Origin of the sequence: Modestobacter sp. I12A-02662 (assembly GCF_041028325.1) — a bacterium.
Lineage (GTDB): Bacteria > Actinomycetota > Actinomycetes > Mycobacteriales > Geodermatophilaceae > Modestobacter.
The window spans coordinates 1-12,896 of record NZ_JABGDE010000010.1; the positions used below are offsets into that span (position 1 = coordinate 1).

The following is a 12,896-nucleotide window of genomic DNA, read 5'->3' on the forward strand; positions in this document are numbered from 1 at the left end:
CCCCGGATGGGGCATTCATTACATGGCACTGACTTTCGGCACGCTGTTGAGTTCTCAAGGAGCGGACGCGCACGGACCCCGACCGAAATGCTCCGGTCATCGTTCCGCGGCGGTGTCCACACTGTACACCGGGCTCCGCAGCAGCCTCACCACAAGGGCTCGGCCGGCGGTTTCCCAGACCCCGCAGGGCCCGGTCCGTTCTCGCTCGGTGCAGGAAGAACAATACACGCCCCCTCCGGCCCCTGCACGAGGGGTCCCCCACACCCCCGCGACGGCGCGGAGGCGGCTGTCGGACCCCCTTGGCAGAGTGGGGGTCGTCGTCCCCAGGAGGTCCGCATGCCAGCGCTCGTCCCCCGCTCGCACCGGGTCGCCGGCGCGCTGATCGGCTCCGCCGTCGGGGACGCGCTCGGCGCCCCCTTCGAGTTCGGGCCGCCCGGCCGGTTCACCGGCCGGTTCCCCGCCGACGCCCGGGGCGCCCGGACCGAGATGTGCGGCGGTGGGTCGCTGGGCCGGGAACCGGGCGAGTTCACCGACGACACCCAGATGGCCCTGCTGGTCGCGCAGTCGCTGATCGAGTGTGGCGGGCTGGACGAGGCAGACGTCTTCGCGCGGTTCCGCACCTGGGCGAGCGCCGGGCCGCCGGACATCGGCAACCAGACCCGCGCCGTCCTCGGCTCCGGACGGCCGTGGGACGTCGCCGCCGCCGAGCACTTCGCGCGCAACGGGCACGCGGCCGGCAACGGTTCGCTGATGCGCACGACACCCGCGGCGATCCGCTTCAGCCGCGAGGGGCAGGCGGCCACCACCGAGGCCGCGCGCCGGCTGTCCGCGCTGACCCACGGGGATCCGGCCGCGGGTGAGGGGTGCGCGGTCTTCCACGAGCTGGTGCGGATCGCGCTGGACGGCGGGGATCCGCTGGACGCCGTCCCGGCCGCGGTCGACCTCGTCCGGCCCGAGCACCGGGACCGGTGGGCGGCCGTGCTGGCTCCGGGCTGGACGCCCGCCCAGGCCACCGAGAGCAACGGCGCGGTGTGGCCGACGCTCGGCCAGGCGGTCTGGGCGCTGCGGCACGGCCGGGACTTCGCCGAGGTCCTCCGCCTGGTGATCGACCTCGGCGGCGACACCGACACGGTGGCCGCGGTCGCCGGTGGCCTCGCCGGCGCGGTGTACGGCATCGCCGGCATCCCGATCCGCTGGACGTCGGCGGTGCACGGGCGCATCCCCGGCTCCGGGGACCGCGTGTGGTGGCTCGCCGACCTGCACCACCTGGCCGCCGCGCTCGACGGGTCGGCCGAGCCGCCGTACGAGCCGGTCGAGCTGGAGGGGCTGGAGGCGCGGGAGGTCACCGACGGCGTCTGGGCGGCCGACCTGGCCGGCGCCCGGCGCAGCTCGACGGAGTTCGCCGTCGTCTCGCTGTGCCGCACCGGCGCCCGGTTCCCGCACGACGTGCAGCGGTTCGCCTACCTCACCGACGACGACGCCAACCCGGAGCTGGACGCCGTCCTGGCTGACGTGCTCGACGACATCGCCGCGCTCCGGGCTGACGGGAGACCGGTGCTGGTGCACTGCTTCGCCGGCCAGTCCCGGACGGGCCTGGTGCTGCGCGCCTGGCTGCGCCGCACCCGGGGGATGTCCGCGGCCGAGGCGACGGCGTACGTCCGCGAGCGGTGGCCGCACCTCAACGAGTGGAACGCCAGCTTCACCGCCGCGTTGGAGCGGGTCCGCTGACCGGGCGGCCGGCCAGCGCGGACGGCCGGTCAGCCCGGACGGTCGGGGTCGACCGGGAGACCCTGGTCTGGCAGCTCCGACGCGCCGCCGGGCTGGTCGGCCAGCCCGCCGTGCTGCGCGGTGGGCGACTGCACTGCCGGGCCGACCCGGTCCCCGGCCGGCCGCTCCCCCGGCAACGGCTCGTCGTCGTTCGGTGTCCGGTTCGCGCCTTCATAGGGGCTGCCGGTCAGGTTGCCCTCGGTCATCGCTGACCTCACCTCCGGTGGAGAGCACCGGTGTAGCCGGTGCCGGCGCGGCGGAAACCGCGTCGGCCGGGCGGGTCAGTCGCCGACGAAGTCGGTGACGCCGAAGTGCTGCTCGCCGTTGTCGTCCTCCTGCACCAGGACGGTGTAGGCCGCGCCGTTGATGACCGCGGCGCAGGTGCCGCCGTCGCACTCGACGGTCTCCAGCGACGCGCCCTGACCGGAGACCATCTCGGCGAAGGCGGCCTCGGTGTCGGCGTTGGCCTCGTCGACGCCGTGCCGGTAGAGGGTCAGCCCGGTGATGGCCGCGGCGGCGACGATGACCGCCACCATCAGCGTGATCAGCGTCGCGCTGTGCCGGGCCACCCAGCCCGGCTCGGCGTCCTCGCCGGCCGGGGAGCCGTCGCCGATCGCGCCGGTGGTCGTGCCGGCCGCGGGCTGCTCGGCGGCCGGGGCCTCCGGAGCCGTGACGTCGGCAGCCGTGACGTCGGGAGCCGCGGCGTGGGGAGCCGGGGTCGCGCCGGTCGGGGTGGTGCTGTCCGTGCTCATCTGTGCATGCCTCGCTCTGGTGGGATCGGGGGTCCGTGGCGCGGTGTCCGCCGCCCGGCGCTCCCCCTCGACTGTGCCACAGCGCCCGCCCGGTGCCCGGGGCGCGCGACGGGCGCTGCGGCGATCAGTTGCCCGGGTCGAAGGCGAGCCGGTGCAGGGCGGTGGCGAGCACCGACGCCCCCCGGACGCAGTCGGCGAGCTCGGTGAACTCCGCGGGGCTGTGCGAGCGGCCCCCCACGCTGGGCACGAAGAGCATCGCCGTCGGCACCCGGCTGGCCATGAGCTGGCTGTCGTGCCCGGCACCGCTGGGCATCGACCGCGAACTCACCCCGCAGCTGTCCACCGCGTCCCGCAGCACCGCCAGCAGGCCGGCGTCCATCGATGCGGGCTCCTCGTGCTTGTCCCGGACGATCTCGACCTGGACCTCGTGGTCGGCGGCGACGTCGGCGCAGATCCGGTCGATCTCGGCCAGCAGCCGGTCGCGCACCGGCTCCTGCGGGTGGCGCAGGTCCACGGAGAACCGGGCCAGGCCGGGGACGATGCTCGGCAGGCCGGGCACCACCTCCCACCGGCCGGTGGTGACGACGGCGGGGCGGCCCCTCCCCTCGACCAGCCGGGTGATCCGCCGGGACATCTCCGCCGCGGCCTGGAACGCGTCCCGCCGCAGGTCCATGGGGGTGGCGCCGGCGTGGTCCTGCTGACCGCGCACGGTGACGGTCTGCCAGGTGATCGCGGGGATCACCTCGACCAGGCCCACCTCCACCCCCTCGTCGGCGAGCACCCGGCCCTGCTCGATGTGCAGCTCGAGGAACGCGTCGAGGTCCGAGCGCTGCGCCGTGGGGATGGCCGCGGGGTCCAGCCCGGCCTCCCGCATCGCCTCGGCGAGGCGGATGCCGTCGGCGTCGACCAGCCGGTCGGGCTCGTCGGGCTCGATGAGCCCGAGCATCGCCCGGGTGCCGAAGAAGTTGCCGGTGAACCGGCTGCTCTCCTCCTCGCAGAGGGCGACGACCTCGAGGGTCCGCTCCGGCGTGCCGTGCTCGCGCAGCGCGGCGAGCGCGGCCAGGCCACCGACCACGCCGAGGGCGCCGTCGTACCGACCGCCCGAGGGGACGGTGTCCACGTGCGAGCCGGTGAGCACGACCCGGTCCGACCGCCCGGGCAGCCGCCCGAAGACGTTGCCGACGGCGTCGACCCGGCCCTCCAACCCGGCCTGCTCGATCCACTGCAGCAGCTGGTCGCGGGCCTGCTGCCAGGCCTCGTTGTACTGGAACCGGAAGAGCCCGTTGCCGGGCACCTCGCCGATCCGGCCGAGCTCCTCGACGTAGGTGCCGAGCAGCTGCTCGTCGACCCGGACCGGGCCGGTCATGCGGCGGTCGGGACCGCGGCGCCGGTGTCCGCCAGCTCGTTGCGCTGGACGACGCCGTCCTTGGCCACCAGGACCACGCGGCCGGTCGCGGTGATGTCGGCGACCGGGTCCCCGTCGACGACGACCAGGTCGGCGAGCTTGCCGACCTCCAGGGTGCCGATCTCGTGGGCGAGGCCCAGGTTCGCCGCGGCGCTGGAGGTCGCAGCCACCAGCGTCTGCATCGGGCTCAGCCCGTGCTGGACCATCAGGGCGAGCTCCTGCGCCATCTGGCCGTGCCCGTTGAACGGCGTCCCGGCGTCGGTGCCGGCGGCGATCCGCAGGCCGGAGGCGACGGCCGCGGCGAAGCTCACCCGCTGCTGCTGTGCCTCCGCCTCGGCCTTGTCCACCACCCAGCCGGGGATGCCGGCGGCCAGCCCGTTCCGGACGATCCCGTCGACGGCGAGCATCGTGGGCACCAGGAAGGTGCCCTGGTCGATGGCGATGTCCAGCAGCTCGTCGTCGAAGTAGAAGCCGTGCTCGACCGAGTCGATCCCGGCGAGCAGCGCGTTGTGGATGCCCGCCCGGCCGATCGCGTGGGTGGTCACCCGCCGGCCGGAGTTGTGCGCCTCCTGCGCGACGACCGCGAGCTCCTCGGGGAGCAGCGCGGTCTGCGTCGGCGAGACCCCCGGGGTGAGCACGCCACCGGTGGCCATCACCTTGATCACCGCGGCGCCGGCCTTGATCTCGGCGCGGGTGGCCTTGCGCACCTCGTCGGGCCCGTCGGCCTCGCGGCCGATGAAGTGCCCGTGCCCGCCGGTCATGGTGATCACCCGGCCGGCCGCCTGCACCCGTGGCCCGGGGACCAGACCGCGGTCGATGGCCTTGGCCAGCTCGATGACGATGTCGTCGGCGGCGCCGCAGTCACGCACCGTGGTGACCCCGGAGTGCAAGGTCGTCCAGGCGCTGTCGGCCGCACGCAGCGTGGCGAGCGGGACGGTGTCCCCGGCGGCCTGGGCGAACAGGTCCGGGGCGCCGTTGGCGGTGAGGTGCACGTGGCAGTTGATCAGCCCGGGCAGCACGGTGCCGCCGCCGCCGTCGACGACGGACTCCGGCGCGACGCCGGGTGCCTGGTCCTCCGGGCCGATCCAGGCGATCCGGCGTCCCTCGACGACCAGGGCCTGGCCGGGGACGGGGGCGGCGCCGGTGCCGTCGACGACGGTGACGTTGCGGAGCAGGAAGCTGGAGGTGGTCATGTGCCCTTCCGGTCAGGGAGTGGTGAGGCGCCCGAACAGCGCCAGGTCGACGTTGCCGCCGCTGATGACGGAGACGACGCGCGTGCCGGGCGGCAGCTCCAGCACGCCGGTCATGAGCGCGGCCAGCGGCGCGGCGGCCGAGGGCTCGAGCAGGAGCTTCGTGCGCGTCACCGCCAGGGCGAGCGCGGCGAGGATGTCCGCGTCGGGCACCCGCACCACGCGCTCGACGAAGGCCTGCACGTGCGCGACGGTGACCGCGCCGCTCATCGGCGGGGCCAGCCCGTCGGCGATGCTGCGCGCCTCGGGCATCCGCACCGGGCCGCCGGCGGCGAGGCTGCGGGTCATCACGTCGGCGGTCTCCGGCTCGACGCCGATCACCCGGGTGCCCGGCGCGACCCGGGCGAGAGCGGCGGCGACCCCGCTGATCAGCCCGCCGCCGCCCACCGGCACGAGCACCACGTCGGCGTCGGGCACGTCCTCGGCGATCTCCAGGCCGACGGTGCCCGCGCCGGCGACGACCGCGGGGTCGTCGAAGGGGTGCACGGGGATCCGGCCGGTCTCGGCGACGACGGACAGGTAGGTCTCGACCAGGTCGCCGTCGGTGAGGACGACGTCCGCGCCGTACGCCCGGCAGGCCTCGACCTTCGCCGGCACCGCCGTCGCCGGCATGACCACCGTGCCGGGCACCCCGACGCTGGCCGCGGCGTAGGCGACCGCGGCGCCGGCGTTGCCCGCCGAGAGCGTGACGATCCCCCGGGCGCGCTCCTCCGCGGGCAGCGCGAGCACCTTGTTGAGCATGCCGCGGGGCTTGAAGCTGCCGGTCCGCTGGAACAGCTCGGCCTTGAGGTCCAGCCGCACGTCCCCCCACAACCGGCCCAGGCTGGTCGACCGCAGCACCGGGGTGCGGTGCAGGCGGCCGGCCAACCGGCCGGCGGCGGCGCGGACGTCGTCCAGGCCGACCAGTTCCGCTCCGGTCACGCGGCCGGCCTGTCCACGGTGCGCATCCGCGGGTCGAGGGCGTCCCGCAACCCGTCGCCGAGCAGGTTGAAGGCGAGGATGGCCAGGAAGATCGCGATCCCGGGGAACGTCGTCATGTGCGGGGCGCTGAAGATGAACTGCCGACCCTCCCCCAGCATCGTGCCCCACTCGGCGGTGGGTGACTGGACGCCCAGGCCGAGGAAGCCGAGGCCGGCGGCGAGCAGGATGCTCACCCCGATGCTCAGCGTCCCGTGCACCAGCACCGGGGTCAGCGCGTTGCGGAACACGTGCCGGACGATGATCCGGCCGTTGCCCGCGCCCAGTGCCCGGGCCGCCTCGACGTAGGGCTCCTCGCGCAGGCTGAGCACCGACGACCGGACCAGCCGGATGATCACCGGGATCACGCTGATCCCCACCGCGACGATCACGTTCTGCAGGCTGACGCCGAGGACGGCGACCAGGGTGAGCGCCAGCAGGATGCTGGTGAAGGCGAACATCATGTCCGCCAGCCGCGAGATCGCCAGGTCCGCCCAGCCGCCGTAGTAGCCGGCCAGCATGCCCAGCGGCACGCCGACCACCAGGCCGATCAGCACCGCGAGCACGCCGATCATCAGCGAGATCCGCCCGCCGTACATGAGCCGGGTGGCGATGTCGCGGCCCAGCTGGTCGGTGCCCAGCCAGTGCGAGCCCGACGGTCCCTGGATCGCCGAGGCGAGGTCCTGGTCGTTGGGGTCGTAGGGCGAGATCAGCGGCGCGAAGACGGCCAGCAGCACGAACGCGGCGACGATGCCCAGGCCGATCATCGCCGGGGTGTGGTGACGGAAGCGCCGCCATGCCCTCATCGGTGCACCGCCCTCATCGGCTTTCCCTCCGCCATGTCAGTACCGGATCCGCGGGTCGACCACGACGTAGAGGAGGTCGACGATCACGTTGAGCAGGATGAAGAAGGTGGCGTAGACCAGGACGAGCCCCTGGACGACGGCGAAGTCGCGGGCACCGATCGAGTCGACCATCAGCCGCCCGATGCCCGGCCACCCGAAGACGGTCTCGGTCAGCACCGCACCGCCGAGCAGGGCGCCGAACTGGAGGCTGATGACGGTCAGGACCGGGATGAACGCGTTGCGCAGGGCGTGCTTGACCACCACGGTCCGCGGCGGGGCACCCTTGGCGTGCGCGGTGCGGACGTAGTCCTGCCCGAGCACCTCGAGCATGCTGGCCCGGGTCATCCGGGAGACCAGCGCGGTGGAGAACGCCGCGAGCGTCACCGCCGGCAGCACGATGCTCAGCGGCTCCCCGCTGCCGGCCGCGGGCAGCCAGCCCAGCGTCACGGCGAACAGCAGGATGAGCAGCAGCCCCAGCCAGTAGACCGGCATGGAGATGCCCATCATCGCCACGCTGGAGATCACGTGGTCGATGATCGAGTTGCGCCGGACGGCGGCGATCACGCCGGCGGCGATCCCGACGACCGAGCCGATGACGGTGGCGACCACCGCGAGGATCAGCGTCGCGGGCAGCCGGACGGCGATCTCGCTGGTCACCGGCCGCGAGGTGCGGGCCGAGGTGCCCAGGTCGCCGGTGAGCACCCCGGAGATGAAGGAGCCGTACTGCGACAGCAGGGAGTCGTCGAGGCCGAGCTGCTCGCGCAGCCGGGCGACCTGCTCCTCGCTGGCGTTGAGGCCGGCCAGCACCCGCGCGGGGTCACCGGGCAGCACCCGCAGCATCAGGAAGATCAGCACCGACACCCCCAGGAGGGTGATCAGCGACAGCAGCAGCGTGCGCACGATGTGCGCGGCCGTGCCCTTCATGGCGTGTCCATCCGTTCAGTTCCTCCTCCGCCGGGGGCGGCGGCCGCCCCTGCCGTCGGGCAGGGGCGACCACCAGGGCCAGTGGGTCAGTCGGCCGGCCGGGCGTAGATGGCGTCGAACTTCTCGGTCGGCGTGGTGTCGATGCCGGTCACCTCGGCCGAGTGGACGACCGGGAAGGACTGCGTCCACAGGAAGATCCAGGGCGCCTCGTCCCAGATGATCTGCGAGGCGTCGCAGTACAGCTGCTCCCGGGTGTCGCGGTCGGTCTCCACGTCCGCCTGCGCGAGCAGCTCCTCGACCTGCGGGTTGGTGTAGAACGCCGTGCCCAGGCCGGCCGGCGGGTGGGTGGCCTGCCGGAACATCTGCATCTGGAACTCCGCGTCCAGGTACGGCGGGGCCCAGCCGAGCAGGTGCGCGTCCACGGTGTTCTCCGAGTGCGGCGCGTTCACCCGGGACAGGAACGACGGGAAGTCGCTGGTGGTGACGTTCACCGTGAGGCCGACCTCGCGCAGGTAGCCGGCGATGGCTTCGGCGGCCTGCTGGTCCTGGACGTAGCGGCCGCTGGGGGTGAGCAGGTCCAGCGAGGCGCCGGCCGCCCCGGACTCGGCCAGCAGCTGCTGCGCGCGCTCCGGGTCGTAGTCGTAGGAGCCGGTCTCGCAGTAGCCGAAGAGGCTGGGGGCCATCGGCGCGTTCATGACGTCGGCGGCACCGAAGAGCACGCTGTCGACGATCGCCTGCTTGTCGACGGCGTAGTTCAGCGCCTGCCGGGCCACCGGGTTGGACCAGATCGGGTCCTGGGTGTCCATGGCGATGTAGATGCTGCGGTCGCTCTCGCCGAGGATCACCTCGACGTCGCCGTTGTTCTGCAGCGCCTCGAGGTCCGACACCGGCGGCAGGATGATCATGTCGACCTGCCCGGCGAGCAGCAGGCTCTCCCGGGTCGCCGCCTCCGGGACGACCCGGAAGTTGACCGTGTCGTAGTGCGGCTCCTCGCCCCAGTAGTCGGCGAACTTCTGCACGGTGACGCTCTCACCGGCGGTGTAGCTGTCGAACGTGTACGGGCCGGTGCCCACCGGGTTCTGGTAGTTCTCGTTGGTGTTGCCCTCGGCGGTCACCGAATCGGGCGAGATCATCGCCGCGGTCGTCACCGACAGCGCGCTGAGGAAGCCCGGGGAGGGCTGGGTCAGCTTGATCTCCACGTTGGTGTCGTCGACCGCGGTCACCGACTCGATGACGTCGAACGGCGCGCCGAGCGGGACCGCGAGGTTGGGGTCCTTGATCCGCTCGAGGTTGAACTTCACGGCCTCGGCGTTGAACGGCGTCCCGTCCTGGAACTGCACGCCCTCCCGCAGCCCGAGGGTGACCGTGAGGCCGTCCTCGGAGACCTCGAAGGTCTCGGCGAGCCTGCCGCTGACGGTCCCCTCCTCGTCGACCGAGACCAGCGTCTCGACGACGTAGTCGACCATGTTCTGCACGGTGGTCGTGGTCTGGCCGGCCGGGTCGAAGGTGTCCGGGTCGATGCCCACGGCGATGTTGAAGGTGCCGCCGCCGCCCTCGGCGCTGTCCGAGGCCGGCGCCTCGGGGTCGCTGACGGAGCAGGCGGACAGCAGGATCCCGAGCGCCGCAGCGGCGGCGGCGAAGGACCTCATCCGGGTGGTGCGACGGCGTGCTGTGGACATGGGCAGGCTCCTGCGTTGGACGAGGTGGTGCACAACAGGGGTCGAGGGGCGGTGCTCAGGGGCGTGCGGCCGTCAGGGGGATGACGGGGCGCACCTCCGGGAAGTGGCAGGCGCTGGGGTGCCCGTGCCCCTCCCGGTCGATCAGTTCCGGCTCCTGCTCCGCGCAGATCGCCTGGGCCTTGAAGCACCGGGTGCGGAAGTTGCAGCCGGACGGCGGGTTGGCCGGGCTGGGGACGTCGCCGGTGAGCACGATCCGCTCGCGGGTGCCCCGCTGGGTGGGGTCCGGGATGGGCACAGCCGACAGCAGCGCCTGGGTGTAGGGGTGCGTGGGCCGGGTGTAGATGTCGGCCCGGGTGCCGATCTCGACGATCTTGCCGAGGTACATCACCGCGACCCGGTCGGAGATGTGCCGGACCACCGAGAGGTCGTGGGCGATGAAGACGTAGGACAGCCCGCGCTCGGCCTGCAGCTCCTGCAGCAGGTTGACCACCTGCGCCTGGATCGAGACGTCGAGGGCGGAGACCGGCTCGTCGAGCACCAGCACCTGCGGGTTCAGCGCCAGCGCCCGGGCGATGCCGATGCGCTGCCGCTGGCCGCCGGAGAACTCGTGCGGGTAGCGCCCGGCCTGCTCGGGGGTGAGCCCGACCGCCTGCAGCAGTTCGTCCACCCGGGCCCTGAGCGCGGAGCCGGAGAGCAGCCCGTGGATCTGCAGCGGCTCGTTGACGATGGTCCGGACGGTCATCCGCGGGTTCAGCGACGTGTAGGGGTCCTGGAAGACGAACTGCATCTCCCGACGGACGGCCTTCATCTGGGCCCGCCCGTAGCCGGTGATCTCGGCGCCCTTGAACCAGACCTTGCCGGCGGTGGGCTCCTGCAGCTTGACCAGCGTCCGGCCGGCTGTGGTCTTGCCGCAGCCGCTCTCGCCCACCAGGCCGAGCGTCTCCCCGGCCGCGACGGTGAAGCTCACGCCGTCCACCGCGTAGACGGTGCCGACCTGCCGGCGGGTCACCCCGCCGCGGATCGGGAAGTGGGTCTTGAGGTCCTCCACGCGGAGGATCTCGGTGCCCGCCTCCGCCCGCGCGTGCAGGTCGGCGCCGTCCACGGCGGTCATGCCCCGCTCCCGAGCCGCGCGCCCATCTCACGGGAGACCGTGACCATCTCTGCGGGGACCTCCTCGGAGAAGTGGCAGGCCGCGCCCTTGCCCGGACCCGTGTCGTAGAGCGGCGGCACCGTGGTGCGGCACACCTCGCGGCCCCGGGTCACGCGGCAGCGCGGCCGGAAGGAGCAGCCCTCCGGCAGGTCGACCAGGTTGGGCGGCGAGCCGGGGATCGGGTCGAGCCGGTGCAGGTCGACGTCCAGCCGCGGCAGGCTGCTCATCAGGCCGAGCGTGTAGGGGTGCCGGGGGGCGGAGAAGATCGACCGGACGTCGGCGACCTCGACGACCTTGCCCCCGTACATCACCACGACCCGGTCGGCGTGCTCGGCGATCACGCCGAGGTCGTGGGTGATGAGGACGGTGGCGGCGTTGGTGCGCTCCTGCGCCGTCTTCAGGACCTCGAGCACCTGCGCCTGGATGGTCACGTCGAGCGCGGTGGTCGGCTCGTCGGCGATGAGCACCTTCGGGTCGTTGGCGATCGCCATGGCGATCATCGCCCGCTGGCGCATGCCGCCGGAGTGCTCGTGCGGGTACTGGTCGTACCGGCCCTCGGGGTTGGGGACGCCGACCAGCGCCAGCAGCTCGATCGCCCGGGTGCGCGCCTGCGCGCGGCTGAGGTCGCCGTTGTGCAGCCGCAGCGTCTCGGTGATCTGGGCGCCCACGGTCAGCACCGGGTTCAGGCTGGTCATCGGGTCCTGGAAGATCATCCCGATGTCGCTGCCGCGCAGCTTCCGCAGCTCCTTGGCCGACATCTTCAGCAGGTCGCGGCCCTCGAACAGGATCTCGCCGGCCACGATCCGCCCGGGCGGGCTCGGGACCAGGCCGAGGATCGACATGGCGGTGACGCTCTTGCCGGAGCCCGACTCCCCGACCACGCCGAGCGTCTCGCCGGGGTACAGGTCCCAGCTCACGTCGTTGACGGCCTTCACCACTCCGCCCGGGGTGACGAATTCCGTCGTCAGACCCTGGACGGAGAGAACGGGATTGGTCACGAACCGCGCCTCCTCGACCGATCGGTGCGTGAAACCTAAGCCAGATCTGCGGCCGTGAGGTGACACTCAGATCACGGCGGTGAGTCGTGACTCTCGGCTACACCGGATTGACGGAACGTCCGGACGTCGGATCGGCCGGAACCGGGTCGTTCCAGACCTCCATCCGCACCGCACCGGTGGCCCGGCCGCTGACGTCGAGCAGGTGGCCCATGCGCTTGACCGGGCGGAGCACGACCAGCCGGTCGACCACCTCGGCGTCGGGCACCTGGTGCACCAGGTCCTGCTCGAAGCGGTGCACCTGGTCCAGCGAGGTCAGCCAGGCGGTCACGAGCAGGCTGGGGGTCCCGGCCAGCGTGGCCGACAGCCGGACCTGGCGCATCCGGCCGGCCCGGGCTGCCGCCTCGTCCAGCCGGCCGGCGGGCGCGTTCGCGGACAGCACCACCGTGACCGGCCAGCCAGCCAGCGGAGCGGCGACCTCGGTGCGCAGCAGCACGGCGCCGGAGGAGATGAGCCGGTCGACCCGGCGGCGGGCGGTGGGCTGGCTGATGCCGGTGGCCTGCGCCAGGGACGCGTAGGAGGCCCGGCCGTCCACGCCCAGCCGGGCCATCAGCTCGCGGTCGACGCCGTCCAGGACGACCGGCCGGGGCGCCGGCAGGACCGCGCCGGCCGACGTCCCGTCCCCGTTGCCGGTGGCGGCGGGCAGGACCCCGAGGCGCCACAGGCTCCCCTCGGCGAACAGCCGGGTGGCGACGCGGACCCGCGAGCCGGTGACACCGGGCACCCGGTCGAGCCGTTCCAGCAGGTAGCGGGCCAGCGTCGGCAGGTCGACGGCGGCGACGGTCATCAGCAGGTCGCGGCCGCCCGCGGTGATGTCCACCGACAGGGCGTGCGCGTCCCCGGCGAGCTCCGCGGCGACCCGGGTCTTCTCGCTCGGCAGGCAGGTCACCTCGACGTAGGCGAGCACCTGCGCGTGGTACGAGTGCGGGCCGGGGGCGCCGGTGACCCACGCCGCCCCGGCGGCCCGCAGCCGCTCCCAGCGCCGGGACGCGGTGACGGCGTTGGTCCCCACGACCTCGGCGACCTCCGTCCACGGCGCGCGCGGGTCCCGCTGCAGCGCTTCCACGAGGGCCAGATCGTCTTCGTCCAGGGCAACCAGATCGGACATCGCG

The 12,896-nt window shown here is 73.3% G+C and carries 12 protein-coding genes; 1 reads left to right on the forward strand and 11 read right to left on the reverse strand.

Features of this window, described 5'->3' with window-relative positions; genetic code table 11:
* The first annotated feature begins 336 nt into the window (after positions 1 to 336).
* Positions 337 to 1,728 carry an ADP-ribosylglycohydrolase family protein gene (locus HL189_RS15505; protein ID WP_369134608.1) on the forward strand — a complete coding sequence of 464 codons (1,392 nt, stop codon included), beginning with the start codon at positions 337 to 339 and terminating at the stop codon, positions 1,726 to 1,728.
* Positions 1,729 to 1,757: 29 nt separating this feature from the next.
* Here the strand turns inward: HL189_RS15505 and HL189_RS15510 are convergent, their stop codons facing one another.
* From HL189_RS15510 to HL189_RS15560, 11 genes are all read right to left on the reverse strand, one after another.
* Entirely contained in the window at positions 1,758 to 1,973 is a 216-nt protein-coding gene (locus HL189_RS15510) for a hypothetical protein (RefSeq protein ID WP_369134609.1), read from the reverse strand.
* 75 nt (positions 1,974 to 2,048) lie between these two features.
* Entirely contained in the window at positions 2,049 to 2,519 is a 471-nt protein-coding gene (locus HL189_RS15515; RefSeq protein WP_369134610.1) for a hypothetical protein, read from the reverse strand.
* 124 nt (positions 2,520 to 2,643) lie between these two features.
* Complete coding sequence (locus HL189_RS15520) at positions 2,644 to 3,885, reverse strand: Zn-dependent hydrolase (protein WP_369134611.1); 1,242 nt, start codon at positions 3,883 to 3,885, stop codon at positions 2,644 to 2,646.
* Positions 3,882 to 5,117 carry an amidohydrolase family protein gene (locus HL189_RS15525; protein WP_369134612.1) on the reverse strand — a complete coding sequence of 412 codons (1,236 nt, stop codon included), beginning with the start codon at positions 5,115 to 5,117 and terminating at the stop codon, positions 3,882 to 3,884. The genes HL189_RS15520 and HL189_RS15525 overlap by 4 nt, the downstream gene beginning before the upstream one ends.
* 12 nt (positions 5,118 to 5,129) lie before the next feature.
* Complete coding sequence (locus tag HL189_RS15530; RefSeq protein WP_369134613.1) at positions 5,130 to 6,095, reverse strand: pyridoxal-phosphate dependent enzyme; 966 nt, start codon at positions 6,093 to 6,095, stop codon at positions 5,130 to 5,132.
* Positions 6,092 to 6,937 carry an ABC transporter permease gene (locus HL189_RS15535; protein ID WP_369134614.1) on the reverse strand — a complete coding sequence of 282 codons (846 nt, stop codon included), beginning with the start codon at positions 6,935 to 6,937 and terminating at the stop codon, positions 6,092 to 6,094. Before HL189_RS15535 ends, HL189_RS15530 begins: the two co-directional genes overlap by 4 nt.
* 36 nt (positions 6,938 to 6,973) lie before the next feature.
* On the reverse strand, positions 6,974 to 7,900 hold the full coding sequence (locus HL189_RS15540; protein WP_369134615.1) for an ABC transporter permease: 927 nt from the start codon (positions 7,898 to 7,900) through the stop codon (positions 6,974 to 6,976).
* 86 nt (positions 7,901 to 7,986) lie between these two features.
* On the reverse strand, positions 7,987 to 9,579 hold the full coding sequence (locus HL189_RS15545; RefSeq protein ID WP_369134616.1) for an ABC transporter substrate-binding protein: 1,593 nt from the start codon (positions 9,577 to 9,579) through the stop codon (positions 7,987 to 7,989).
* A 55-nt stretch (positions 9,580 to 9,634) separates the two neighbouring features.
* On the reverse strand, positions 9,635 to 10,690 hold the full coding sequence (locus HL189_RS15550; protein WP_369134617.1) for an ABC transporter ATP-binding protein: 1,056 nt from the start codon (positions 10,688 to 10,690) through the stop codon (positions 9,635 to 9,637).
* A complete protein-coding gene (locus tag HL189_RS15555) occupies positions 10,687 to 11,727 on the reverse strand; it encodes an ABC transporter ATP-binding protein (protein WP_369134618.1) in 1,041 nt (346 codons plus the stop codon). The genes HL189_RS15550 and HL189_RS15555 overlap by 4 nt, the downstream gene beginning before the upstream one ends.
* 97 nt (positions 11,728 to 11,824) lie before the next feature.
* Positions 11,825 to 12,892 carry an Lrp/AsnC family transcriptional regulator gene (locus HL189_RS15560; protein ID WP_369134619.1) on the reverse strand — a complete coding sequence of 356 codons (1,068 nt, stop codon included), beginning with the start codon at positions 12,890 to 12,892 and terminating at the stop codon, positions 11,825 to 11,827.
* Between the last annotated feature and the right edge of the window lie 4 nt (positions 12,893 to 12,896).